This is a genomic window from Curtobacterium sp. YR515, from assembly GCF_900113095.1.
Taxonomy (GTDB): domain Bacteria; phylum Actinomycetota; class Actinomycetes; order Actinomycetales; family Microbacteriaceae; genus Curtobacterium.
Genome location: NZ_FOOD01000002.1, coordinates 129,120 through 153,559, shown reverse-complemented (window position 1 = coordinate 153,559; position 24,440 = coordinate 129,120). Strand labels below are relative to the sequence as shown.

Here is a 24,440-nt window from a genome sequence, read left to right as displayed (position 1 = left end):
CGAAACTGGTGGCATGACGGACGACGACCTCTCCTTCCTGGCCGGCGCGCTCCCCGCGCCGCTGCGGCAGGACCGCATCGTCTCGATCGTCGAGGGCGCGCCCGGACTCGTCCGAACGGCCGCCCTGGCAGCGGCCCTCGGCACCAGCGAGGTGACCGTCCGGCAGGACCTCTCCCTGCTCGACCAGGAGGCGCGGATCCGGCGGGTCCGCGGCGGTGCCGTCCGCCTCGGGGTCGGTTCCACCGAGCGCCCCTTCGAGGAGACCGCCGTCGAGCACCAGGTGGCCAAGGCCGCCATCGGCCGCGCCGCGGCGGCGCTCGTGCGCTCCGGGCAGTGCGTCGTGCTCGACGTCGGCACCACGCCCGCCGCCGTCGCGACAGCGCTGGTCGCGCGCGAGGACCTCGTCGACGTCACGGTGGTCACGAACTCGCTGACGACCGCGCTCGTGCTCGAGGCCGCCGTCCCGCGCTTCACCGTCATCGTCACCGGGGGCACGCTCCGTCCGCTGCAGCACTCCCTCGTGGCGCCGTTCAACGGCACCCTGCTGCCGATGATCGCCGCGGACCTCGTGTTCCTCGGCGGCACCGGGGTCGACGTCGCGCACGGCCTCACCAACGTGAACCTGCCCGAGACCGAGGCGAAGCGGATGCTCGCGGCCGCGGCTCGGCGTACGGTCGTGGTCGCGGACGGGTCGAAGTTCGGCCGGGCCCACATCGGGGTCGTCCGCGCGCTCGAGGACATCGACGTCGTCGTCACCGCCGAGACCACGGCGGAGCAGGTCGCCCCGATCCGGGCGGCCGGCGTCGAGGTGGTCGTGGCGGACGAGCCGGCAGTACCCGCACCATCCGCACGATCAGCACCATCCGCACCGGGAAGGACCCGTACCTCATGACCGCAGCTCCCACCGGAGGCCAGTACCACCTCCGCCACGCCGGACCAGACGGGGTCGTCGAGGCGATCGTCACCGAGGTGGCCGCCGGCATCCGGGAACTCCGCGTCGCGGGGTTCGACCTCACCGAGCCGTTCCCCGTCACGTCGCAGCCGCCCGGGGCGAACGGGATCGTGCTCGCGCCGTGGCCGAACCGCGTCGCCGGCGGCGTGTGGGAACTCGACGGGAAGCAGCAGCAGCTCGACGTCTCCGAGCCGAAGTACGGCAACGCCTCGCACGGACTGCTCCGGTTCGCGCCGTACCGCGTCGTCTCCCAGACCGAGTCCGGCATCGTGCAGGAAGCCACGATCCACCCGCAGCACGGCTGGCCCTTCACGCTCGAGACCCGCGTGCACCACGAGCTCGTCGACGACGGCATCCGGGTGACGCACGAGGTCGTGAACCGCTCCGGCGTGCGTGCGCCGTTCGCCATCGGCGCGCACCCGTACCTCCGCGCCGGGGACACCCCCGCCGAGGACCTCGTCGTCCGGCTCGACGCGGCGACGGCGTTCACCGTGGACGAGCGGAAGATCCCGAACGGCACCGTGGCCGTCGACGGCACCCCGTTCGACCTGCGCGCCGGTGTCCGCGCCGGTGACGCCGACCTCGACACCGCCTACACGGACGTCACGCCCGACGCCGAGGGGATCCGCCGCACGACGATGCACGGGCCGGAGGGCGACGGCGTCGAACTCTGGCAGGACGCGTCGTTCCCGTACGTGCAGGTGTTCACCTCCCGCGAGTTCCCCCGTGGCGACGGCACCGGGCTGGCCGTGGCGGTGGAGCCGATGACGGCGCCGGCCGACGCGCTCAACTCCGGGGAGGGGCTGCGCTGGCTCGAGCCCGACGAGGCCTGGACCGGCAGCTGGGGCATCCGCCGCGTCTGGTCCTGACCCGGGCGCGGCCGGTCCGCAGCCGAGACTCGGCCGTGCGGACGGTTTCGCGTGCCCAGCGCCGCTGATCTGTCCGCGGAGGCGAGACTCGGGCGGGCGGTGGGACACCCGCGGCTGGTCCGCGCCGGACACGACGAAGGCCGCCCCGGAGAGGGGCGGCCTTCGTCGTGTCCGGGAGGGTCAGGCGCGACGCATGCGCAGCGCCTCGACCGCGAGGGACTCGCTCGCGTAGCGGCCCACCTCGTGCGCCCACGCCGGGTCGTCCCCGCGGAGGGCGATGAAGTCCTTGCGCTGCCGGCAGACGTAGCCGAGCACCGCGGTGCCGGTCGCGACCTCGACGAAGTCCTTGCGGATGTGGCGGGTCGTGACCTGGGCGTTCCGGCGGAGCGTGTCGAGCAGGAGCTCGTTGCTCATCGTCGTGTTGGTCGCTGCTGCGAGCTCGACGATGCGGCGCGCGTCACCGGTGGTGCTGGTCTGCGTGGCTTCGATGGGCTCGATCACGGTGTACCCCGTTCGTTCTGCGATGGTGCGGTGCTGCAGGATCCGTCGATCGGATCCGGGAACGACACTATCGGCGGCAGCCCAACAGTCGGCTGAACGCGGACTGAACTGTGCAGTGGAACCACCCTGAGGCTCCTGAGGACGACTTGTACCCCGGTCGAGTGCTCAGAGGCACTGTTCGCCGTCGGGCTGCGTCGCGAGCTGCTCGAGCTCGGCGTCGATCTTGCCCGCGAGGTACAGGTACCCGGCGTCGTTGAGGTGCTGCTGGTCCGTCGCGGCGTAGCTGCCGCTGTTCATCGCGGTGAACCACTGCCCGTCGATCGCGTCGATGTACGGCACGCCCACGGCGCTGGCACCGGCGGCCACCGCGTCGTTGATGCCCGTCGTGGCCTCGGCGCGCGGCTGGGGTGCCGACGGGCCGATCGCCACCACGACCGCGTCCGGCCACTGCACCTCGGCCTGCCGGAGCGTCCGTTCGACGGTCTTCTCGAGGGTGGTGGAGTCGGTGAGCCAGTCGTTCTGGCTGCCCTGGACGATGACGAGGTCCGGCGTGAGTGCTGCCCGCTGCTCGATCCGGGACAGGTAGACGGCGCGCGAGGAGCGACCGCGGCCGGGGTTCACGTAGCCGGTGCCCGGGTAGCCGTTGATGGTCGCGTCCCACTGCCGCTCGGACACGAGGTCCTGCGCCCACCCGTGCACGTCGTCGTAGGAACCGCGACCCGTCGTGTACGAGTCGCCGACGATGAGGACGTCGGAGCCCGGGGCGATCGCGTCCGCGACCTGCTCAGCCGAGAAGTCGGACGTCGCGGGCACCGGCTGGCAGGCGTCGGACACGGCGGGCAGCATGACGAGCAGCCCGGCGATGCCGAGGCACATGGCGCCGAGGGCGATCGCGGGGACCGCTCGTCGGCGCCTGGTCTGCGCGGTGGACCGACGGGAGCCGCCGGGCACACCGCCGTCGGTTCGTCGAGCCACACCGGGATTGTAGGTGCTCAGCATCCGTGCCCCCGGACACCCGCCCGGCGAGGTGCTGAACCGTCAGACAGCCTGCGGGACGGGTGGACGGCTCGAGAGCGACTTCGCGATGTGCTTCGCCAAGCGGTGCGCCGGCAGTTCCACGAGCCGCGAGAACACGTAGGCGACGCCGATGCCGATCGGGATCGCGACGAGGACCAGCCAGGACGGCAGGGCACGCGGGAGGAGGTTCGCGACGGACACCGTGATGGGTTCGTGCACGAGGTAGAGGCTGAACGAGAGCCGTCCGAGCTCGCGGGGGATCGCACCGAGCAGGAAGCGCTCGGCGGGCAACCACCTGCCGGCGAGCACGACGATCGTGCCGGCCGAGGCGAGGATGATCGCGGGCAGCACGGGGGACCACCACGCCGTCGTCGGCAGCCACCACTTCACGGTGATGCCGAGCAGGCTCACCACGAGCAGGACCCAGCCGAGCAGCGTCGGGACGTCCGGCAGGCGCTCCCAGCCGGCCGCGAGCGCGGAGCCGAGCAGGAACATCGGCAGGTACATCAGCCACTTCGAGTGCTCGTACTCGCCGAGTGCCGACAGGAAGACGGCGACGATGGCGGTCACCCACCACCAGCGTCGGGTCACCGCGGCGATCGAGACGAAGAGCGGCAGCAGCAGGGAGAAGAGGACCTCCCACGTGAGCGACCAGAGCGGGCTGTTCACGAGCGTCGGAGCGAGGAGCGTGAGGTCGTTCACGAGGCCGTGCAGGGTGAAGGGCTCGGCGTGCCGGTTGATCCAGAACGACTGGTGCGGCTGGTCCTGCCGGGGCACGAGGAAGAAGAACACGAGCGCGAGTGCGATCGACGCCACCACCGGCAGGTAGAGGCGGACGAGCCGGCTCGGGTAGTAGGCGATCCAGTCCTGCGACCGGCGGAGGGCCGGGAGGGTCAGGACGAAGCCGCTCAGCACGAAGAAGACGAAGACGGCCTCGCTGCCGGCCCACACGAGGTGGGCGGGGGAGTACACCATCCAGCTCGCCCAGTCGGGGACGTCGCGGCGGTAGTTGCCGTCCGAGAGGGTCGGGATCGAGAGGAAGGCGTGGTGGACGACGACGACGGCGGCAGCGACGCCGCGGAGTCCGTCCAGTGAGCCGATCCTGCCGGTTGGGCGATCGCGCATGCCGACGATCCTACGGGAAGCCCGGCCAAGCCAAGGAACGGTCACGTTCGGTGGGCGCGACATCGGAACACGATGTGGGCCCCGTGGGGCTCGAACCCACGACCCTCGGATTAAAAGTCCGGTGCTCTACCAACTGAGCTAGAGGCCCTCACCCGCAAGGCTAGCGGGTGAGGGCCTCCGGGAAGAACCGAGGGGACGGGTCAGCTGCGACGCCCGGTGAGCGTGCGGACGAGCCACAGCACGACCGCGACGATGAGCAGCACGAGGCCGACCCAGAGCAGGAACTTCAGGCTCGCGGTGAAGCCACCGACGAACAGCAGGATGACCGCGATCACGGCCAGGATGATGAGCAGGGGGTTCATGGGAGTCCTCTTCCTTCGCGTGCGGGAGGAGCGCCTCCCGATCAGACACCGTACGCGCGACGGAGCGGTTGCGTTCTGGGCGAACGGAGGGCGGGCGCGTCACCGGCCGTGCCTACACTGACGCGGTGCCTCGCGATCACCACCGTCCCGTCCACTTCACCGACCAGGAGTTCGCCGCGATCCAGGGCGGCGAGGACCCGGCCGTGGTGAACCGCGTCGCGCACGAGACCGCGAACGCCCTGCTCCACCGCGTGCGGCAGGACCCGGACCCGGCGGTCGTCGAGCGCCTGGTGACCTACACGGACGTGCACGGGATCGACGCCATTGCCGAGCTGTGGGCGCGGGTGGGGGCGCACACGCTCCCGGGCGCACTGTGGCGGATCTACCTCGTCCGCACCGTCATCCGGCAGAACCCGGAGGAGATCGCGTACCTCTTCGCGCGCGGCACGGAGCGGATCGGCACGATCGACCAGGCCGTCGCGGGCGCCGAACAGCCGACCGGACCGGCGGAGATCCTGACGCTGGCCGACCGGATCCTGCACGGCCTCTACACGGGGGACCTCGCGGTGGCGCTCGACCGCGGTGCCGCGTTCTGCCGGCTCACCGCGGCGGGAGCGACCGCGGTGGCGGACGATGCGGACCTCACGGCGGGGGACCGGGCGTCCGAGCTCACGACGCGTGCGCTGCGCCTGTCGGAACTGGCGGCCGACCTCACCGAGGCGGCGTCGCTCTGGCGCCGCGACAGCCTGGACTGAGCGGGCCGCGGGGCGGACCCGCACCGCGCCTCCAGGCCCGAACGCGACGACGCCCACCGGGCACGCGACGCGCACGCAAGAACCGGGTACGGAACGCGCACCCGAGAAGCGGGCACGGAACGCGCACCCGAGAAGCGGGCACGGAACGCGCACGCACGAAGCGGGCAGAGAAGAACCGGGCCGCAGAAGCGCCTCTCGGCGCGAGGCCGCTCGAAGCGGCGAATTTTGGAGCCCGGGGCTTGCTGCGGCCCGGCGACATCGATTCTACGAGACCGCGGCCGTGCACACGACCCTGTTCACTCTCGGTGGACAGAACCGACGCCGGGCGTGCCCCGAGCGCGCCCCAACGACAAGCCGTGAGAACCGCTCCAATCCGGTTGGGCGAGGGTGCCGAATCATCACCGTGACAGGCGATGAGCCGGTCACGACAGCGAGGGTCCCGCGAGACCCGGTCCGCTCCCTGGCGGTCAATTCCCTGCGGGTCACGCGGGCCCTCGTGCTGTCCTGCACCACTGTCCCGACCACGAGACCCGAACGCGTGGTCGGACAGGACTCACAGCCAGATCGCAACCGAGAGGAGGGAAACCTGCAATGCTTGCCATCGTGGACAGTGACACCGAGAGCTGGAGCTCGACCGAGCCTGCTCAGGCGTCCCCAGACGACCTCCTCACCCGCGTGGCGACCGGCGACCAGGCAGCCTTCTCTGACCTGTACGACGTGCTCTCGGGCCGCGTGCTCGGCCTCGTGACCAGGCTCCTCCGGGACCGCGCACAGTCGGAAGAGGTCACGCAAGAGGTCTTCCTCGAGGTCTGGCAGCAAGCCACCCGCTACGACCGCAAGCGCGGCACCGCAGCGAGCTGGATCCTCACCATGGCCCACCGCCGAGCGGTCGACCGGGTGCGGGCATCGCAGTCCTCGCACGACCGTGACACGAAGATCGGCATCCGCGACTTCGAGGCCGGCTTCGACCAGGTCTCCGAGTCGGTCGAGATCCGGATCGAACACGAACGCGTCAGCCGGGCGCTCGCGAAGCTCACCGAGTTCCAGCGCCAGGCAGTCCAACTCGCGTACTACGGCGGCTACTCGCACAGCGAGATGGCCGACCACCTCGGTGTCCCGATCGGCACCGTCAAGACCCGTCTCCGTGACGGGATGATCAGACTCCGCGACGAGATGGGGGTGACATCATGACCGAACGACACGACGACCCCGCATTGCTGACGGGTTCACACGCCCTCGACGCGCTGTCGGAGGACGAGCGGGCACTGCTCGACTCGGCGCTCTCCACTTCTCCGGAGCTGCAGGCCGAGACCGACTCGCTGCGCGAGACCGCGCTGCAGCTCGCCTACGCCGTCACCCCGATCGAGCCGCCCTCGTCGCTCAAGGCGTCGCTGATGGCCCAGATCGCATCGACCCCGCAGGCTGCTCCGGTGGCCTCGCGGTCCGAGCCGGCTGCCACGACCGCTCCGGTTGCTGACGCGCCGGTCGGCGATGCCGGCCAGGAGGCGCGGTTCGCCCCCGCCACGGACCTCACGTCCGCCGGTGGTGCGGCTTCGGAGAAGGCTCGCCGTCGCTGGTTCCAGCGTCCGGCAGCGGCACTCTCCGCCGCGGCCGCCGTCGCCGTGGTCTTCCTCGGCGTCGGACTCGGCGTCGGCACGTCCTTCACGCCCTCGAACGAGCCCGGCCCGGGCACGACGCAGGCGTCCGGCGGACTCGACCGCATCTACGCCGCGTCGGACTTCCAGCGCAGCACCGCCAAGGTCGCGGGCGGCGGGACGGCCACGGTCGTCTGGTCGAACGAGGTCGGCAAGTCCGCGGTCATCCTCGACGGGGTCCCTGCGGCTCCGGAGGGCAAGACCTACGAACTCTGGTACATCGGATCCGAGGGCACCGGCGGCAAGATCAACGCTGCCGGCCTGATGGACGGGGTGTCCTCCGGGGTGCACTCGGCGGTCCTCAAGGGGTCGCTGTCGCACGGTGCGACGATCGGCATGACGGTGGAGCCCGCCGGTGGCTCGGACCAGCCGACGACGACGCCGATCATGGCGGTCCCGACCACCTCGGCCTGACCCGGGCACTGGTTCGCACGTCTCCCCGCTCGCGTGGCACGGTCCGCGGGCGGGGAGTTCGTCGTGCCCGCCGGGTGGTGGTCGCGCGGCGGGGGCGTGGGCGGTCGTGCGCGGGCGGTTCTTGCCCGTGCATGTTCCGACATCGCGCTGGTCGATCGACACGTGCAACGTCGACACATGCACCCGCACCGTCTGCGTGCGCATCGTTCGACGTTCCACCGGTCGATCGACTGGTGGAACGTCGGAACATGCCCGCGCACGAGCGCACGAGCGCACGAGCGCCCCGCGCCCCGCGCACGCCGGAAGGCCCGGTGCGCGTCCGTGGCGGACGTACACCGGGCCTCCTGGTCGACCGTCAGCGCGACGGGCGGACGACGATCACCCGAAGCGGCCGGAGACGTAGTCCTCGGTGGCCTGCACGGACGGGTTCGAGAACATCGTCGCGGTGTCGTCGAACTCGATGAGCTTGCCGGGGGCACCGGTGCCGGCGATGTTGAAGAACGCCGTCTTGTCGCTGACGCGCGAGGCCTGCTGCATGTTGTGGGTCACGATGACGATCGTGTACTCCTTCTTCAGCTCCTCGATGAGGTCCTCGATCGCGAGGGTCGAGATCGGGTCGAGCGCCGAGCACGGCTCGTCCATGAGGAGCACGTCCGGCTGCACCGCGATCGCCCGGGCGATGCAGAGGCGCTGCTGCTGGCCGCCGGACAGCCCCATGCCGGGCTTGTCGAGGCGGTCCTTGACCTCGTTCCAGAGGTTCGCGCCCTGCAGGGACCGCTCGACGACGTCGTCCGACTCGGAGCGGGAGAGGCGCTTGTTGTTGAGCTTCACGCCCGCGAGCACGTTGTCCTTGATGGACATCGTCGGGAACGGGTTCGGACGCTGGAACACCATGCCGACCTGGCGACGGACGAGCACGGGGTCGACGCCCGCGCCGTACAGGTCGTCGCCGTCGATCTTGACCGAGCCCTCGACGTAGGCGCCCGGGATGACCTCGTGCATGCGGTTCAGGGTGCGGAGGAAGGTGGACTTGCCGCAGCCGGACGGACCGATGAACGCGGTCACGGTGCGGGGCTCGATCGTCATGTCGACGCCCTCGACCGCCTTGAACTTCGAGTAGTAGACGTTGAGGCCGTCGACCTCGATGCGCTTGGACACTGTGTTCCTTCGGGGTGGGTGGATCCGCGCGTCAGCGCGAGAGCTTGGGGGCGAAGAGGCGGGTGATGAAGCGGGCGAGCAGGTTCAGCAGCATCACGATGAGGATGAGCAGGAGCGCTGCCGTCCAGGCCCGGTCGACGAACGGCACCGGGTTGGCGCCCTGCTGCGAGTACTGCGTGTACGCGAACACCGGCAGGGTCATCATCGGGTTCTTGAACAGGTCGTAGTTCATGCTCGCCGTGAACCCGGCGGTGACCAGCAGCGGGGCGGTCTCGCCGATGACGCGGGCGATCGAGAGCATGACGCCGGTGGTGATGCCGGCGAGCGACGTGGGGAGCACGACCTTGAGGATGGTGAGGTACTTCGGGACGCCGAGGGCGTACGAGGCCTCGCGGAGCTCCATCGGCACGATCTTCAGGACCTCTTCGGTGGAGCGCACGACGATCGGGATCATCAGCACCGACAGCGCCACCGAGCCGACGAGGCCGAAGCGGGCGCCCGGGCCGAGGAACAGCGCGAAGAGCGAGTACGCGAAGAGGCCGGCGACGATGGACGGGATGCCCGTCATGACGTCGACGAAGAACGTGATGCCCTTGGCGAGGGCGCCCGTGCCGTACTCGACGAGGTAGATCGACGTGAGCAGCCCGATCGGTACCGAGATGAGCGCCGCGAACAGCGTGATCTCGAGCGTGCCGATCAGGGCGTGCAGCGCGCCGCCGCCCTCGGAGATGACGCCGCGCATCGAGTACGAGAAGAACTCCACGTCGAAGCGGGCGAGGCCGTCCGCGAGCACCGTGTAGAGCAGGGAGACGAGCGGCAGGACCGCGATCACGAACGCCGTGACGACGAGCGAGGTGATGAGCCGGTCGACGGCCTTGCGACCACCCTCGACGATCCGCGAGACGACCACGATGAGGACGTCGAACAGGACGGTGCCGAGGAAGAGCGCCGCGACGACGTTGAAGTCCTTGACCGCGCCGCCGGCGTTGAGCAGGGCGAAGACGAGGATCAGCGCGACCCAGGAGCCGACGAGGAGCAGCCACGGCACGGACTTGTGCAGCTTGCCGTTGGCGTAGACGTTGCCGGCGACGCCGGACTGACGGATGGCGAGGGACATCGGGTCGTACCTCTCAGCTCACTCGCTTGCGGACGATGTACCGCGCGAGCATGTTGATGACCAGGGTGATGACGAAGAGGATCAGACCCGACGCGATGAGCGCGTTCAGGGCCGTGCCGGACGCCTCGGCGAACTGCAGGGCGATGTTCGCCGCGATCGTCGAGGGGTTCAGCGACGTGAGCATCTGGAAGGTGACGTTCGTCGACACCGACAGCACCAGCGCGATCGCCATCGTCTCGCCGAGCGCACGACCGAGGCCGAGCATGATCGCGGACACGATGCCGGACTTGGCGAACGGCAGGACCGACAGGCGGATCATCTCCCACCGGGTCGCGCCGAGGGCCAGGGCCGCTTCCTCGTTGAGGCGCGGTGCCTGCAGGAAGATCTCGCGCATGACCGCGGTCATGATCGGGATCGCCATGACGGCGAGGACGATCGATGCGGTCAGGATCGTGCGACCCGTGCCGGAAACCTGCCCGGAGAACAGCGGGATCCAGCCGAGGTAGGTGTTCAGGAAGACGTAGAACGGCTTCACGAACGGCGCCAGCACCACGATGCCCCAGAGGCCGTAGACGACCGACGGCACCGCGGCCAGCAGGTCGATCACGTAGCCGAGCACCGGGGCGAGCCGCCGCGGTGCGTAATGCGAGATGAAGAGCGCGATCCCGAGGGCGAGCGGCACGGCGATCACGAGCGCGATGAGCGCGGACCAGACGGTGCCGAAGACGAGGGGGCCGACGTAGTCCCAGAAGTTCGTGGCGCTGTTCGGCAGCTCGCCGACCTTCGCGGAGAACGCCGGGATGCTCTGCCAGACCAGGAAGGCGGCGACGAGCACCAGCACGAAGAGGATGAGCCCGCCGGCGATGACCGACGCGGCGGAGAAGACGCGGTCGCCGATGCGGACGACGGGCTTCGGCTTGGGGGTGACGGGGGCCACTGGCTGGGCCGGTGCGGTCGTCATGGGACTCCTGTCGGAGGAACGCCGGGGGAGGCGACGGGTCGGGGGTGTCCGGTGGTGCGCGGTCCGCTCGGAGCGTGGAGCGGACCGGCGAGGGCCCGGACGCCGGTCAGGTGGGTGGGACCGGCGTCCGGGCGCTCAGGGTGTCTTACTTGATGGAGGCGACGGCCTTCGCGGCCTTCTCGGCGAGGTCGGTCGAGAGGGCGGCCGACTTGGCCTCCTTCGCGGCGGCGTCCTGCGCGTCCTTCGAGACGACGTAGTCGAGGTAGCCCTTCACGAGCTTGCCCTTGTCGGCGTCCTTGTACTCCTGGCAGGCGATCGCGTAGGAGACGAGCACCAGCGGCCAGGCGTTCTCGGCCGTGTCGGTGCGGTTGATGTCGATCGCGAGGTCGTTGTCCGCGCGGCCGGAGACCGTCTCGGAGTCCGCGACGACCTTGGCAGCACCCTCGGCGGAGATCTCGGTGGCCTTGTCGCCGACCATGAGCTTCGCCTTGTCGAGGTCACCGGCGCCGGAGTCGTCGATGTAGGTGATGGCGTTCGAGGCGCTGGCCATGGCCGAGGCCACACCCGAGGTGCCCTTCGCGCTGTCGCCGACCTGGTACGGGAAGGTCTGGCTGGGGGCCTCGGTCCAGACGTCCTTGGCGTTCGCCGCGACGTACTCGGAGAAGTTCTGCGTGGTGCCCGAGTCGTCGGAGCGGTGCACGACCGTGATGTTCGCGTCCGGCAGGGTCGCGTCCTTGTTCAGGTCGGCGATCTGCGAGTCGTTCCACTTCGTGATCTTGCCCGAGAAGATGCCCGCGATGGTCTTCGCGTCGAGCGTGAGGTCCTTGACGCCGTCGACCTTGTAGGCGATGGCGATCGGAGAGATGTAGACCGGGATGTCGATGGCCTTCGAGTCCGCGGCGCACAGGGCGAACGAGCCCGCGAGCTCCTCGTCCTTCAGCGCGGCGTCGGAGCCGGCGAAGTCGGCGGCACCCGAGATGAAGTTCTTGCGACCGGCGCCCGAACCGTCGGGCGAGTAGTTGACCGTCACGCCGGAGGCGACGTTCTGGAAACCAGCGGCCCAGGTGGCCTCGGCCGTCTGCTGGGCGGACGAACCCGAGCCGGTCAGCGTGCCCGAGAGCTTCGAGTAGTCGGTGCCGGAGCTCGAGCTGGACGAGGGCGTGTTGCCCGCGTCCTCGTTCGCCGCGCACGAGGAGAGCACGACCGCGCCGGCGATCGCGATTGCCGCGACCGTACCGATTCGCTTGATGTTCACAGGGGTCCCTTCGGGAATGTCAGTGCAGGTGGGACCGCTGCTGGTCCCGTGGGCCGGTGCTGACCCGGGAGCGACTGTAGGGACGCGAGGTGACGGGGATCACCCGCCCTGGTGAACGGGAGGTGAACGAGGGGTTGTCCTGGACGGGGCGCCGTGCGTCGGAGCGCGCGCGGGTGCAGGATCGGGAACGCCGCGCCGTGCGCGGGCGCATGCGTGCGCATGCACACCGCAGGGGCCTGGAGGCGCGGCTCGGCCCGGGCGCTCGGCCTACGCCGAGACGGGGTTGCGGTGCGTCTCGACGGCCACGAGCCTGCCGCCGGCGATGTGCAGCACCGAGAAGTCGCCGACCGAGAGCATCGCGGCACGACGGAGGTCGAACCGTCCGGACTCGTCGGCCGTCGCGGTCGCGATGCGGGCGATGATGTCCGGCAGCACGGGCCCGTGCGAGCACAGGACCGTCGTCTTCGCCTTGTCGAGGCGCTTCTGCACGACGCCCTTGACGTCGGCGGCACCCCGGTCGTGGGCGTCCTGGCTGATGTCCGGCGTGCTCGAGACCCCGAGGTGCGTCCGGTCGGAGAGCGGTTCGACCGTCGCGAGGCACCGGGCCGCGGTGCTGCTGACGATCTTCTTCGGACCGAAGGCGGCCACCGGCGACGCGACCGACTTCGCCTGCGACCGGCCGACGGGCAGGAGCGGACGGGTGGCGTCCGGTCCGTTCCACTCCGAGCCGGGGACGGTCTTGGCGTGCCGGAGGGCGATGAGGGCGAAGGTGCGGTGTTCCCCGGCGGCGACGCGGTCGGCGAACCGGTCGAGGATCGCGACGTCGCGCTCGTACGTCAGTCGGTGCCGGGCGTCGTCGAGCGTGACCCACTCGACCGAGGCGACCTCGTCGTTCGGGCGGAACTTGCCGGCGCGCTCGTACTCCTTCGCGGGGACGCGGGCGGACCAGTAGTGCACCACCTTGTCGCGGCCGCTCGGCAGGACGTACTCGGCCGTGCCCAGCGGAGCGCCGAGGTGCACGCGGTAGCCGGTCTCCTCGTCGATCTCGCGCACGGCGGTCGTCGGGACGCTCTCGCCCGGGTCGACCTTGCCCTTCGGGAACGAGACGTCCTTGTGGTGGTCGCGGTGGATGAGCAGCACGAGCGGGACGCCGTCCTGTTCACGCCAGACGACGGCACCTGCAGCGACGACCGGCCCTGAGGAGCCGCCGCTCACCGAGTGGAGCGCTTCCGCGCCGAGATCTTCCGCATGAGGACATTCTGCACGTCATCGAGCGGTCGGCCGTCCTCGTCCGTCGAGTGGCGCGTCCACTCGCCGTCCGACTCGAGGTGCCACGAGCTCGTCGTGTCCGCCATGGCGAGGTCGAACATCTCGTGGACCTCGTTCACGTGTCCGGGGTCGGACAGCCGGACGAGCGCCTCGACGCGGCGGTCGAGGTTGCGGTGCATCATGTCCGCCGAGCCGATGAACACGGCCGGGTCGCCGTCGTTGTGGAACGCGAACGCTCGCGAGTGCTCGAGGTACCGGCCGACGACGCTGCGCACCCGGATGGTGTCGCTGACGCCTTCCATGCCGGGCTTGAGCGAGCAGATGCCGCGGACCCAGACGTCGATCGGCACACCGGCCTGGCTCGCCAGGTACAGCGCGTCGATGATCTGCTCGTCCACCATCGAGTTGACCTTGATGCGGATCCCCGAGGGCTTGCCGGCACGGGCGTTGTCCGCCTCGGTCGTGATGCGCTTGAGCAAGCCCTTCCGCAGGTGCAGCGGCGCGACGAGCAAGCGCTTGAACTTCTTCTCGATCGCGTAGCCCGACAGCTCGTTGAACAGGCGCGTGAGGTCCTTGCCCACGGTGTCGTCCGACGTGAAGAGCCCCATGTCCTCGTAGATGCGCGAGGTCTTCGGGTTGTAGTTGCCCGTCCCGATGTGGCTGTAGTGCTTGAGCGTGCCGCCCTCCTGCCGGATGACGAGCACGAGCTTCGAGTGCGTCTTCAGCCCGACCAGGCCGTAGACCACGTGCACGCCGGCCTTCTCGAGCTTGCGGGCCCACGTGATGTTGTTCTGCTCGTCGAAGCGCGCCTTGATCTCGACGAGTGCGAGCACCTGCTTGCCCGCGGCCGCGGCGTCGATGAGCGCCTCGACGATGGGGCTGTCGCCCGAGGTGCGGTAGAGCGTCTGCTTGATCGCGAGCACGTTCGGGTCGGCCGCGGCCTGCTCGAGGAACGCCTGCACACTGGTCGCGAAGGACTCGTACGGGTGGTGCACGAGGACGTCCTTGGCCGCGATCGCGCGGAAGAGGTCCGGCTTCGTGTTCGGTTCGCCCGGCTGGAACTGCACCGGGGTCGTCGGCACGTGCTTCGGGTAGTGCAGGTCCGGGCGGGCGATCTTGGCGATCTCGAACAGGCCGCCGAGGTCGAGCGGCGACGGCAGGCGGAACACCTCCTGCTCGGTGATGTCGAGTTCGCGCACGAGCAGGTCGAGCGTCACCGGGTCCATGTCCTCGGTGATCTCGAGACGGATGGGCGGCCCGAACCGACGACGGAGCAGCTCGCGCTCGAGGGCCTGGATGAGGTTCTCGGCCTCGTCCTCCTCGATCTCGACGTCCTCGTTGCGGGTGACCCGGAACACGTGGTGCTCGAGGACCTCCATCCCCGGGAAGAGGTCGTCGAGGTGGTTCGCGATGAGGTCTTCGAGCGGGATGAAGCGGAGCAGCCCGGAGTCGTCGTCCGGCAGCTTGATGAACCGCGAGAAGTTCTGCGGGACCTTGAGGCGCGCGAACTCCTGCCGCTGCGACTTCGGGTTGCGCACGCGCACCGCGAGGTTGAGCGACAACCCGGAGATGTACGGGAAGGGGTGCGCCGGGTCGACCGCGAGCGGCATGAGCACCGGGAAGATCTGCTCGTTGAAGTACTCGCGCATCCGGAGCCGGTCGGCCTCGTCGAGGTCGGACCAGTGCTCGATGTGGATGCCTGCGGCGTCGAGGTCCGGCTTGAGCGACCCGATGAACGCCTGCGCGTGGCGGTCCTGCAGTTCGTGCGCCTTCGTCGCGATGTCGCGCAGCACGTCGCTCGGTGCGCGACCGACGTTGGTCGGCACGGCGATGCCGGTGTCGATGCGGCGCTTCAGGCCGGCGACCCGGACCATGAAGAACTCGTCGAGGTTGGACGCGAAGATCGCCAGGAAGTTCGCCCGTTCGAGGAGCGGCTGCGTGCGGTCCTCGCCGAGTTCGAGCACGCGCTGGTTGAACCGGAGCCAGCTGAGTTCACGGTCGAAGTAGCGGTCGGTGGGCAGCGACTCGTGCTCGATCTCGACGACCTCGTCGAAGTCGTCGAGGTCCGGTGCGACGGAGTCGCCGTCGAGCTGCGGTTCGGTGTCCATGCCCACATCCTGCCACCCGCCCCCTGCGCCAGGAGGGCCGCACGTGGACGCTGTGGAAACGGGCGGTGAACGACGCCGTGTGGAGGAGCGTCAGCCGGCCGCGTACTGGACGTCGATCGCGTGCTGCTCGAACCCGGATCGGCGGTACAGGGCCAGCGCCGGCGCGTTGTCCCCCTCGACGTAGAGCGCCGCGGCGGAGAGGCCCCGGCCGGTCAGGCGTGCCGTCCCCGCGCGCATCAGGACGCCGCCGAGTCCCCGGCCCTGCAGGTCGGGTCGGACGGCCACGGCGTAGAACTCGCCGGTGTCGCCCTCGACCTTGAGCCAGCACGACCCCGCGAGCTGCCCGGAGTCGTCGCGGAGCAGGAGCAGGTCGTCGCCGGAGAACCAGTCGTCGGCCTCGCGGGCGCGCAGGTCGTCGAGCGTCATCCGGCCCTGTTCCGGGTGGTGCGCGAACGCGGCGGCGTTGAGCGCCAGCCAGTCGGCCTCGTCGGCGGGGTTGCCCGTCCGGAACGACGACAGGGACCAGCCGGCCGGCACCGCGGGGTCGGGGGCGACGGACGCGATCGGGGCGCGGAGCTGCAGGAGCGTGCGGACCGCCGTCCAGCCGAAGCGGGCCGCGAGTGCTCGGGCAGCGGGGTGGTCCCCGTGCGCCCACGCGAGCCGAGGGGCCGGCCCGTCCACGGGAGCGGCCCCGCCGCCCGGGGTGAGCGCCTGCCGGGCGAGGGCGGTGCCGAGACCGTGGCCCCGCGCCTCCTGGGCGACCACGAGTTCCAGCTCGCCGTCACGGACCACCGCTACCCCGCGCTCGTCGCCGAGCACGGTCGCGCGTCCGGCGCGCACGTCGACCAGGGTCTGGTCGGAGAACGGCGGTGCTTCGCCCGGGACGACGAAGCGCGACAGGTCGACCACTACTGGCCCGCGAGCCGGTCGGCCTCGTCGTCGTAGACGTTGAAGCGGTACCCGACGTTGCGGACCGTGCCGATGAGGGACTCGAGGTCGCCGAGCTTCGCGCGGAGGCGCCGCACGTGCACGTCGACCGTCCGGGTGCCGCCGAAGTAGTCGTAGCCCCACACCTCGCTGAGGAGCTGCTCGCGGGTGAAGACCCGCGACGGGTGCGTGGCGAAGAAGCGGAGGAGCTCGAACTCCTTGAAGGTGAGGTCGAGCGGCCGACCGCGGACCTTCGCCGAGTAGCTGGCCTCGTCGATGACGACACCGGACGCCTGGATCTTCGACCCGGTCTGGTTCTTCGACGCGCGACCGGCCGTGAGACGGATGCGGGCGTCGACCTCGGCCGGGCCGGCGGTCTCGAGCACGACGTCGTCGACGTTCCACTCGCTGTTGACCGCGGTCAGACCACCCTCGGTGACGACCAGGATGATCGGCGTCGTCGAGCCGCTCGTCGCGAGGATCTTGCACAGGGCCTTGGCGCTCGCCAGGTCCGTCCGGGCGTCCACGAACATGAGGTCGCTCTGCGGGGCGTTGACCAGCTGTGCGGCCTCGGCGGGGACGTGGCGGATCCGGTGGCTCAGCAGTCCGAGGCTCGGCAGGACGTCGCCGGGCGCGGCTGAGGTGAGTACCAGGAGCTGGGCCACAGGACCTCCAGGGCGTGGGGGAGTCGTGCACACATCCTAGTGATGCTCGGGAAGCATCCCTCCCGGCCGGACGGTCGGGGACGCGTTCCGGGCACCTTCGGCACGCGGCCCTGTCATGATGGGGCGCGTGACCGAGCCTGTGCAGCCCACCGACCAGCGCCGCCTCCGGCTGACGTCCGTGCTGCCGGTCTGGCTGCTCGCGGTCGTCGGCGCCGTGCTCGTCCTCACCCTCACCGACAAGGACTCGTTCGCGTGGCTGCTGCTCGTGTTCGTGCTCTGCGTGCTGGTCAGCTTCGTGCTGCAGCTCATCACCGCGACGAAGGACGGGCTGGTCGAGCGGATCAGCATCGCGTCGTCCGGGGCGTTCGTCGTCGTGCTCGTCACCGCGGTGGTCCTGCTGGTGCGTTGACGCGCCGCCGTCCGCCTGGCGCCGTCAGGCGTGACGCGTAGACTCCAGCCATGGATTCGCTGCTTGCGCTCGAGCTCTTCTACGTGGGCCTGCTCGGCCTCGCGTCGCTCGCGATCGCGTTCGTCTCGGTGACCGTCGTCGTGAAGCTGTTCAAGGGTCAGCGTTGATCGAACTGCCGGAGGGCCTCGCGCCCGAACTCGTCCCGCTGTCGTGGCTCGTCGGCGTCTGGGAGGGCACCGGTGTGGTCGAGTACCCCGTCGGAGACGAGGACGAACCCCGGAAGTACGAGTTCGGCCAGCGCGTGAGCTTCAGCCACGACGGTCTGCCCTACCTCAACTACTCCTCCACGACGTGGCTGCTCGACGACGAGCACACCCCGCTCGCGGCCGAGATGGGCTACTGGCGGATCGACCGTCCGTCCGAGCCCGGTGACCGCGGCCCGGCGATGCTCCTCGGCGAGGGGCCGACGCCGTTCGGCACCGTCGAGAGCGTCGAGGCGCTGCGGAACACCACGGACGGCTTCGACGTCGAAGCGGCGATCATCCACCCCACCGGCGTCAACGAGCTCTACGTCGGGCGGGTCCGCAAGGGCCGCATCGACCTCGCGACCGACGCCGTGATGCGTTCGCCGAACGCCAAGGACTACTCCGCGGCCACCCGGCTCTACGGCCTGGTCGAGGGCAAGCTCTTCTGGGCGTGGGACATCGCCGCGCTCGGCAAGGAGCTGACCTCGCACGCGTCGGGGCAGCTCGCGAAGGTCGACTGATGTCCGCCTTCGCCGGCCGCGCGGGCTTCGTGGCGACGGAATCCGGCCCCGCCGCGCACTTCGGCAACCCGCTCGGCGAGCAGCGCCTGCTCGCTCGCGGTCGCGCCGTCGTCGAACTCGGCCTCGGTGTCGTCACCGTCACCGGCCCGGACCGCCTGTCGTGGCTCAACTCGATCACCTCGCAGCTCCTCACCGGGCTCGCCGCCGGCGTGAGCACCGAGACGCTCGTGCTCGACCAGTCCGGTCGGGTCGAGCACGCGGCGCGCGTCGTCGACGACGGGTCGGTGGCGTGGCTGCTGACCGAGCCCGCCGACGCGGCACCGCTCGCTGCGTGGCTCGACTCGATGCGGTTCATGCTGCGCGTCGAGGTCGCCGACCGTTCGGCGGACTTCGCCACGATCGGCTGGTTCGGCGAGTCCGCGCCGTTCGCGTCGACCGACCTGCCCGAGACCCCGGTCGCCGAGTGGGTCGACCCGTGGGCGTCCGTCACGCCCGGCGGGTGGGGCTACGCCGACCAGGAGGAGCACCCCGCCTCCGACTGGACCCTCCGCATCGCCGTGGTCACCCCCGGCACCGCGGGCGCGATCGCCGCGTCGGACGAACCCGTCGCGGGACTCCTCGCGTACGAGGCCCTGCGCATCGCCGCCTGGCGCCCCTCGCTGTCCGACGTCGACGAGCGCACGATCCCGCACGAGCTCGACTGGCTCCGCTCCGCCGTGCACCTGTCGAAGGGCTGCTACCGAGGGCAGGAGACCGTCGCGAAGGTCCACAACCTCGGGCACCCGCCGCGCCGGGTCGTCATGCTGCACCTCGACGGGTCGGACGGCGTGCTGCCGGCCCCGGGGACGCCGGTCGTCTCCGGCGAGAAGGAGGTCGGGCGTCTGACGGCGTCGGGGATCCACCACGAGCTCGGGCCGATCGGGCTCGCGGTCGTGAAGCGTTCCCTCGACCCCGCCGCCACGCTGACGCTCAGCGCCGACGACGTGGTCGTGTCCGCCACGCAAGAGGTCATCGTGCCGCCAGGGGCCGGCGCCACCGCCGACGTCCCGCGCCTGCCCCGCCTCGGCGCCGTCCGCCGCTCCTAGCCCGCCCAGGCCGCCGGCGCCCGGCCCCGAGTCTCGGCTCCGCGGACACGTTCGCGCCATCAGGGCCACGAAACTGTCCGCCCGGCCGAGTCTCGGGGTCCCGCGGCGCCGGTCAGGCCGGGGCCACCGCGGCCCACGGGACGCTGAGCTCGCCGAGCCGCCACCGCGTCACCCCGTGCAGCACCGGCCACCCCCGGTCCCGCATGCCCCGGACCGTCGCGATCCACCGCTGCCGGGGGCCGTACGTGCCGAGCGGTGCCGCGACCGCCCACGCCAGGTCGAGGTCGCCGAGGAACGCGTGCACCCGCTCGCCGGGAACGTTCCGGTGGATGAGGGCCTTCGGCAGCCGTTCGGCCACGACCGAGGGGACGTCGAGCCCCGCCAGCCGGAGCGACACCGTGAAGGTGCGTGGTGCGACGTCGTCGAGCGTCACCCACGAGGCCACCCGCCCGACCTCGTTGCAGGTCCCCTCGACGAGCGCGCCGCCCGGTTGCAGGCGGTCCTGCATGATCCGCCAGGACTCCACCACCGCGGACTCGTCGTACTGCCGCAGCACGTTGAAGGCGCGGATCACGGCGGGCCGGCGGTTCCCCGGTGTCGGTGTCTCGAACCCGCCGAGCCGGAACGTCACCCCGTCCCGCGTGCCGGCGTTCGCGAGGGCCACCCGGGCCGGCTCGATCTCGATGCCGGTGACCTCGACGTCGGGGCGGACGGCGGCCAGGCGGTCCCGGAGTTCGAGCGTCGTCGTCGGCGAGGCCCCGTACCCGACGTCGGCGACGAGCGGGTCGGCGCTCCGGCGGAGGGCCGGCAGCGTGGCGATCCACCGGTCGACGCGGCGGAGCCGGTTGTACCCGGTCGTCCCGCGCGTCACGTTCCCGATGGGCATGCCGACCAGGGTACGGGTCCGGGGACCGGCTGCACGGCGCTCGGTAGACTCGGGGCATGACCTCCACGCTCGTCCTGCTCCGTCACGGCAACAGTGACTGGAACCAGAAGAACCTGTTCACCGGTTGGGTCGACGTCCGGCTCAGCGAGCTGGGCGAGAAGGAGGCGAAGCGCGCCGGCGACCTCATCGCCGAGTCCGGCATCGTCCCCGACGTCCTGTACACCTCGCTCCTCACCCGTGCGATCCAGACGGCCGACATCGCGCTGCTCCAGGCCGACCTGGCGTGGCTGCCGGTGAAGCGCGACTGGCGCCTCAACGAGCGCCACTACGGCGACCTGCAGGGCAAGGACAAGGCCCAGACGCTCGAGCAGTACGGCGAGCAGCAGTTCATGGAGTGGCGCCGGTCGTTCGACGTGCCGCCGCCCCCCATCGCCGACGACGCCGAGTGGTCGCAGTTCGGGGACCGCCGCTACGCCGACCTCGGCGACCAGCTGCCCCGCACCGAGTCGCTCAAGCTCGTGATCGACCGTCTGCTGCCCTACTGGGAGTCCGACATCACGAAGGACCTCGGTGCGGGCAAGACCGTCCTCGTGACGGCGCACGGCAACTCGCTCCGGGCGCTCGTGAAGCACCTCGACGGCATCTCCGACGAGGACATCGCCGGCCTGAACATCCCGACCGGCATCCCGCTGGTGTACGAGCTCGACGACGACTTCCGTCCGACGAAGCCGGCGTACTACCTCGACCCCGAGGCCGCCGCGGCCGGAGCCGCCGCCGTGGCCGCGCAGGGCGCCAAGAAGTAGCGGCGCTGCACACACGAACGCCCCGCCCGGACTGACCGGGCGGGGCGTTCTGCGCGTTCTGCGCGTTCACACGAAGTGGGAGGCGATCTCCTGCACCAGGGCGCCGACGTCGTACGGCTTCGTCGTGTCGACGCGGACCACCGGGACGCCCGGCAGGCCGACCGGCTGGGCGGCGTCGCCGTGCTCGTCCCAGAACGCGAGCACGTCGGCCAGGTCCCCGTGCACCTCGTGGCGCACCGGCACGGTGCCCGGGTCGTACCGGTCGCGCAGCCGCTCCTCGGCGGTGGCCCGGTCCGTGTCGCACCACACCTCGACAGCGCGCGGCGACCCGGCGGAGGCGAGCCGCGCCTCCAGGAGTCCGCGGTCCCGCGACGGCAGCCAGACGGCGTCGAGGACGACCCCGTTCTCGACGGCCTGCGCCATCGACCACATGGTGTCCATCGCGATGCCGCCGAGCGGACGCGACGCGATCATCGGGCCGACGAGGTCGGCGAGGGGCTCCTTGATCCGGTCCTTCGACAGGAACGGGCAGCCGAGCACCTCGGCGAGGGCGGCACCGATGGTGCTCTTGCCGGAACCGGGCATGCCGTTGACGATGATCGCGACCTGGGCCATGCCACGATCCTGTCAGAACCCAGCGAGCCGAGCGGAACGCAGCGTCGGGTCAGGCGGGCGACACCGTCACCGAGGACGCGCCGGCCCAGTCACCCGTCGCCAGGTACTCGACCTTCTTGGCGATCGAGACCGCGTGGTCCGCGAAGCGCTCGTGGTAGCGCGATGCCAGGGTCGCGTCGACCGTGTCGATCGGCGCACCCTTCCAGGTCTCGCCGAGCACGAAGTCGAAGACGCTCGCGTGCAGCTCGTCGATGGCGTCGTCCTCGTCGCGGATCTCCCCGGCGAGGGCGATGTCCTCGGTGGCGAGCAGCCGCGTGAGCTTCTGCGCCATCGCGACGTCGAGCTGGCCCATCTTCTTGAAGGTGCCGCGGAGGCCCTTCGGCACGACCTTCTCGGGGAAGCGCTGCCGGGTGAGCTGGGCGATGTGCTCGGCCATGTCGCCCATGCGCTCGAGCGACGAGCTGACGCGCAGGGCGGTGACCACGACGCGGAGGTCGCGGGCGACGGGTGCCTGGCGCGCGAGGATGTCGATCGCGATCTCGTCGAGGCTGTTCGCCGCCTCGTCGATCTTGACGTCGTCGGCGATCACCTCCTCGGCGAGGGACACGTCGGACTCGCTGAACGACTGCGTGGCTCGGGTGATGGCGGACTCGACGAGCCCGGCGATCTCGGTCAGTCGCTCCTGGACGTCCTGGAGTTCCTGCTGGAAGACTTCGCGCATGGGGGAGTACCTCTCTCTGCGTACCGGTCGAGTGTCGTCACGTCAGGTGAACGAACGGTGACGTGCGGTTGAACGCTTCGCGATCCGGCCTTCCGCAGACGGTGAACGGTACCGGAACCCCGCATGACCATCCCTACACTGACGGCATGGACAACGCGTGGCTCGTGCCACTGTCGATGCTCCTCGGCGGGGTGTTCGGAGCAGGCGTCGTGGTGCTGATCATCACCGCCGAGCGCACGGCTCGTGCTGCCGACGTGGCGGAACGCACCCTGCCCGACGGCGTCGCCGCGGTCATCGCCACGATGCACAACCCGGCCGTGGTGGTCGACCCCTCGAACACGGTCGTCGCTGCTTCGCCGCAGGCACTGACGGTCGGGCTGGTGGTGCGGCGGAAGCTCGTGCACCGCGAGCTCGTCGACCTCGTCGACCGCGTGCGCAAGAGCGGGGAGATGGGCGCCGAGGACCTCGAGCTGCCCCGCGGCCGGGGCAGCGACCAGATCGGCTACCTGAGCTTCCGCGCCGCGCAGCTCGGCAACCGGTACGTGCTCGTCACGGCCGACGACCTGACCGAGACCCGGCGCATCGACGAGGTCCGGCGAGACTTCGTCGCGAACATCTCGCACGAGCTGAAGACCCCGATCGGCGCGATCGGCCTGCTCTCCGAGACCCTCGTCGCCGCCGCCGACGAACCCCAGCACGTGCGGAAGTTCGCCGCGCAGCTCGTCACCGAGTCGGAGCGGCTGGCCGCCCTGACGAAGGACATCATCGAACTCTCGCGGCTGCAGTCCGTCGACACGCTGGAGAACAGCGAGGAGACGTCGATCGACCGCATCGTGCAGGCCGCCGTCGACGCGAACGAGATCGTCGCCCGCGCCCGGGACATCGAACTCGTGCGGGCGAAGAAGTCGAAGCTGCGGGTGATGGGCGACCCCGCCCTGCTGCAGATCGCGGTGTCGAACCTCATCGCCAACGCGGTCAAGTACTCCCCGGACAACACCCGCGTCGGCGTGGGCGTCCGGTCCGCGAAGGGCTTCGTCGAGATCGCGGTGACCGACCAGGGCGTCGGCATCCCCGAAGCCGACCTCGACCGGGTGTTCGAGCGGTTCTACCGCGTCGACCCCGCCCGGTCGCGTGCCACGGGCGGCACCGGCCTCGGCCTCGCCATCGTGAAGCACGTCGTCGGCAACCACGGCGGGGACGTGCGCGTCTGGTCGCAGCCCGGCAAGGGCTCGACCTTCACCATCCGCCTGCCCGAGGCGGACCCCGAACTGACCACAGCACTCGAAGAGCAACTGGAAGAGCAGCCATCGTGACCAAGATCCTCATCGTCGACGACGAGCCGGCCCTGAGCGAGCCCCTGGAGTTCCTGCTGCAGCGCGAGGGGTACGACACCTCCGTCGCTGCGGACGGCGTGACCGCGCTGTCGAAGTTCGACGCGGAGAACCCCGACCTGGTGCTGCTCGACCTGATGCTGCCGGGACTCTCCGGCACCGAGGTCTGCCGACAGATCCGGACCCGCTCGAACATCCCGATCATCATGCTCACCGCGAAGGACTCCGAGGTGGACATCGTCGTCGGGCTGGAGCTCGGCGCGGACGACTACGTGACGAAGCCGTACTCGACCCGCGAGCTCCTCGCCCGCATCCGTGCGGTGCTGCGTCGCCGGACCGAGGACGACCCCGCGGACAGCGGGATCCTGCAGGTCGGTGGCATCCGGATGGACGTCGAGCGGCACACCGTGGCGGTGGACGGCTCGGAGACGCCGATGCCGCTCAAGGAGTTCGAGCTCCTCGAGCTGCTGCTCCGCAACGCCGGGCGCGTGCTCACCCGGGGGCAGCTCATCGACCGGGTGTGGGGCTCCGACTACTTCGGCGACACGAAGACCCTGGACGTGCACATCAAGCGCATCCGCTCGAAGATCGAGCGCGTGCCGAGCGCGCCGGAGATCCTGGTGACCGTCCGCGGGCTCGGCTACCGCATCGAGGGCTGACGCGAGGTCGGCTGACGCACAGGAGGCGCGGTGCCGGTCCCTGGGACCGGCACCG

26 protein-coding genes and 1 tRNA gene are annotated in these 24,440 nt (G+C 70.6%); 11 read left to right on the top strand and 16 right to left on the bottom strand.

Features of this window, described 5'->3' with window-relative positions:
- Positions 1-13 precede the first annotated feature (13 nt).
- Complete coding sequence (locus BM028_RS05470) at positions 14-892, top strand: DeoR/GlpR family DNA-binding transcription regulator (protein ID WP_092385152.1); 879 nt, start codon at positions 14-16, stop codon at positions 890-892.
- The gene (locus BM028_RS05465) at positions 889-1,821 is read left to right on the top strand and encodes an aldose 1-epimerase family protein (protein WP_092385150.1); all 933 of its coding nucleotides are present in this window, start codon (positions 889-891) and stop codon (positions 1,819-1,821) included. Before BM028_RS05470 ends, BM028_RS05465 begins: the two co-directional genes overlap by 4 nt.
- A gap of 180 nt (positions 1,822-2,001) precedes the next feature.
- Here BM028_RS05465 and BM028_RS05460 read toward each other — a convergent pair whose 3' ends face one another.
- The 5 genes from BM028_RS05460 to BM028_RS18460 all read right to left on the bottom strand — a co-directional run bounded on the left by BM028_RS05460 (position 2,002) and on the right by BM028_RS18460 (position 4,826).
- Positions 2,002-2,322: a hypothetical protein gene (locus BM028_RS05460; RefSeq protein ID WP_070417782.1), complete on the bottom strand. Its 321-nt coding sequence runs from the start codon at positions 2,320-2,322 to the stop codon at positions 2,002-2,004.
- A 165-nt stretch (positions 2,323-2,487) separates the two neighbouring features.
- Complete coding sequence (locus BM028_RS05455) at positions 2,488-3,297, bottom strand: SGNH/GDSL hydrolase family protein (protein ID WP_175496004.1); 810 nt, start codon at positions 3,295-3,297, stop codon at positions 2,488-2,490.
- A 63-nt stretch (positions 3,298-3,360) separates the two neighbouring features.
- Positions 3,361-4,464: an acyltransferase family protein gene (locus BM028_RS05450; RefSeq protein WP_070417784.1), complete on the bottom strand. Its 1,104-nt coding sequence runs from the start codon at positions 4,462-4,464 to the stop codon at positions 3,361-3,363.
- Positions 4,465-4,539: 75 nt separating this feature from the next.
- Positions 4,540-4,612 (bottom strand) — tRNA-Lys (locus tag BM028_RS05445).
- A 52-nt stretch (positions 4,613-4,664) separates the two neighbouring features.
- On the bottom strand, positions 4,665-4,826 hold the full coding sequence (locus BM028_RS18460; RefSeq protein WP_175473634.1) for a hypothetical protein: 162 nt from the start codon (positions 4,824-4,826) through the stop codon (positions 4,665-4,667).
- A gap of 125 nt (positions 4,827-4,951) precedes the next feature.
- On the opposite strand from BM028_RS18460, the gene BM028_RS05440 reads away from it, so the two are divergent.
- The 3 genes from BM028_RS05440 (at position 4,952) to BM028_RS05430 (ending at position 7,650) form a co-directional block, all read left to right on the top strand.
- Positions 4,952-5,581 carry a DNA-directed RNA polymerase subunit beta gene (locus tag BM028_RS05440; RefSeq protein WP_070417785.1) on the top strand — a complete coding sequence of 210 codons (630 nt, stop codon included), beginning with the start codon at positions 4,952-4,954 and terminating at the stop codon, positions 5,579-5,581.
- Between the two features lie 591 nt (positions 5,582-6,172).
- The gene (gene sigK, locus BM028_RS05435) at positions 6,173-6,772 is read left to right on the top strand and encodes an ECF RNA polymerase sigma factor SigK (RefSeq protein ID WP_070417786.1); all 600 of its coding nucleotides are present in this window, start codon (positions 6,173-6,175) and stop codon (positions 6,770-6,772) included.
- Positions 6,769-7,650 carry an anti-sigma factor gene (locus BM028_RS05430; protein WP_092385145.1) on the top strand — a complete coding sequence of 294 codons (882 nt, stop codon included), beginning with the start codon at positions 6,769-6,771 and terminating at the stop codon, positions 7,648-7,650. The genes sigK and BM028_RS05430 overlap by 4 nt, the downstream gene beginning before the upstream one ends.
- Positions 7,651-8,028: 378 nt before the next feature.
- Here BM028_RS05430 and pstB read toward each other — a convergent pair whose 3' ends face one another.
- The 8 genes from pstB to BM028_RS05390 form a co-directional block, all read right to left on the bottom strand.
- A complete protein-coding gene (gene pstB / locus BM028_RS05425) occupies positions 8,029-8,808 on the bottom strand; it encodes a phosphate ABC transporter ATP-binding protein PstB (protein ID WP_070417788.1) in 780 nt (259 codons plus the stop codon).
- A gap of 31 nt (positions 8,809-8,839) precedes the next feature.
- Positions 8,840-9,925: a phosphate ABC transporter permease PstA gene (pstA, locus tag BM028_RS05420; protein ID WP_092385143.1), complete on the bottom strand. Its 1,086-nt coding sequence runs from the start codon at positions 9,923-9,925 to the stop codon at positions 8,840-8,842.
- Between the two features lie 13 nt (positions 9,926-9,938).
- Positions 9,939-10,886 (bottom strand): phosphate ABC transporter permease subunit PstC, encoded by a 948-nt coding sequence (gene pstC, locus BM028_RS05415; RefSeq protein WP_071302101.1) that lies wholly within the window; start codon positions 10,884-10,886, stop codon positions 9,939-9,941.
- A 145-nt stretch (positions 10,887-11,031) separates the two neighbouring features.
- Complete coding sequence (locus tag BM028_RS05410; RefSeq protein WP_070417791.1) at positions 11,032-12,141, bottom strand: phosphate ABC transporter substrate-binding protein PstS; 1,110 nt, start codon at positions 12,139-12,141, stop codon at positions 11,032-11,034.
- Between the two features lie 267 nt (positions 12,142-12,408).
- A complete protein-coding gene (locus BM028_RS05405) occupies positions 12,409-13,356 on the bottom strand; it encodes an NUDIX hydrolase (protein ID WP_070417792.1) in 948 nt (315 codons plus the stop codon).
- On the bottom strand, positions 13,353-15,518 hold the full coding sequence (locus tag BM028_RS05400) for an RNA degradosome polyphosphate kinase (RefSeq protein WP_070417793.1): 2,166 nt from the start codon (positions 15,516-15,518) through the stop codon (positions 13,353-13,355). Before BM028_RS05400 ends, BM028_RS05405 begins: the two co-directional genes overlap by 4 nt.
- Positions 15,519-15,608: 90 nt before the next feature.
- Positions 15,609-16,427, bottom strand: coding sequence for a mycothiol synthase (mshD, locus tag BM028_RS05395; protein WP_092385141.1), 819 nt, complete (start codon positions 16,425-16,427; stop codon positions 15,609-15,611).
- Entirely contained in the window at positions 16,427-17,110 is a 684-nt protein-coding gene (locus BM028_RS05390) for a winged helix-turn-helix domain-containing protein (RefSeq protein WP_022906634.1), read from the bottom strand. Before BM028_RS05390 ends, mshD begins: the two co-directional genes overlap by 1 nt.
- Positions 17,111-17,237: 127 nt before the next feature.
- Between BM028_RS05390 and BM028_RS05385 the strand changes: the two genes are divergently transcribed.
- The 3 genes from BM028_RS05385 (at position 17,238) to ygfZ (ending at position 19,370) form a co-directional block, all read left to right on the top strand.
- Complete coding sequence (locus BM028_RS05385; protein ID WP_083403399.1) at positions 17,238-17,519, top strand: hypothetical protein; 282 nt, start codon at positions 17,238-17,240, stop codon at positions 17,517-17,519.
- A gap of 163 nt (positions 17,520-17,682) precedes the next feature.
- Positions 17,683-18,285, top strand: a complete 603-nt coding sequence (locus tag BM028_RS05380; protein ID WP_071295875.1) for a heme-binding beta-barrel domain-containing protein — start codon at positions 17,683-17,685, stop codon at positions 18,283-18,285.
- Positions 18,285-19,370, top strand: coding sequence for a CAF17-like 4Fe-4S cluster assembly/insertion protein YgfZ (ygfZ, locus tag BM028_RS05375; RefSeq protein WP_092385139.1), 1,086 nt, complete (start codon positions 18,285-18,287; stop codon positions 19,368-19,370). The genes BM028_RS05380 and ygfZ overlap by 1 nt, the downstream gene beginning before the upstream one ends.
- Before the next feature lie 112 nt (positions 19,371-19,482).
- On the opposite strand, the gene BM028_RS05370 is transcribed toward ygfZ, so the two are convergent.
- Entirely contained in the window at positions 19,483-20,256 is a 774-nt protein-coding gene (locus BM028_RS05370) for a methylase (RefSeq protein WP_070417797.1), read from the bottom strand.
- 56 nt (positions 20,257-20,312) lie between these two features.
- Between BM028_RS05370 and BM028_RS05365 the strand changes: the two genes are divergently transcribed.
- Positions 20,313-21,059, top strand: a complete 747-nt coding sequence (locus BM028_RS05365) for a phosphoglyceromutase (RefSeq protein ID WP_070417798.1) — start codon at positions 20,313-20,315, stop codon at positions 21,057-21,059.
- A 66-nt stretch (positions 21,060-21,125) separates the two neighbouring features.
- On the opposite strand, the gene BM028_RS05360 is transcribed toward BM028_RS05365, so the two are convergent.
- Positions 21,126-21,674: a P-loop nucleotide/nucleoside kinase family protein gene (locus BM028_RS05360; RefSeq protein WP_071302098.1), complete on the bottom strand. Its 549-nt coding sequence runs from the start codon at positions 21,672-21,674 to the stop codon at positions 21,126-21,128.
- 49 nt (positions 21,675-21,723) lie between these two features.
- The gene (gene phoU, locus BM028_RS05355) at positions 21,724-22,395 is read right to left on the bottom strand and encodes a phosphate signaling complex protein PhoU (RefSeq protein WP_070417800.1); all 672 of its coding nucleotides are present in this window, start codon (positions 22,393-22,395) and stop codon (positions 21,724-21,726) included.
- A 146-nt stretch (positions 22,396-22,541) separates the two neighbouring features.
- On the opposite strand from phoU, the gene BM028_RS05350 reads away from it, so the two are divergent.
- Both BM028_RS05350 and BM028_RS05345 read left to right on the top strand, forming a co-directional pair.
- The gene (locus tag BM028_RS05350) at positions 22,542-23,708 is read left to right on the top strand and encodes a sensor histidine kinase (RefSeq protein ID WP_070417801.1); all 1,167 of its coding nucleotides are present in this window, start codon (positions 22,542-22,544) and stop codon (positions 23,706-23,708) included.
- Complete coding sequence (locus BM028_RS05345; protein WP_022906624.1) at positions 23,705-24,385, top strand: response regulator transcription factor; 681 nt, start codon at positions 23,705-23,707, stop codon at positions 24,383-24,385. Before BM028_RS05350 ends, BM028_RS05345 begins: the two co-directional genes overlap by 4 nt.
- Positions 24,386-24,440 lie beyond the last annotated feature (55 nt).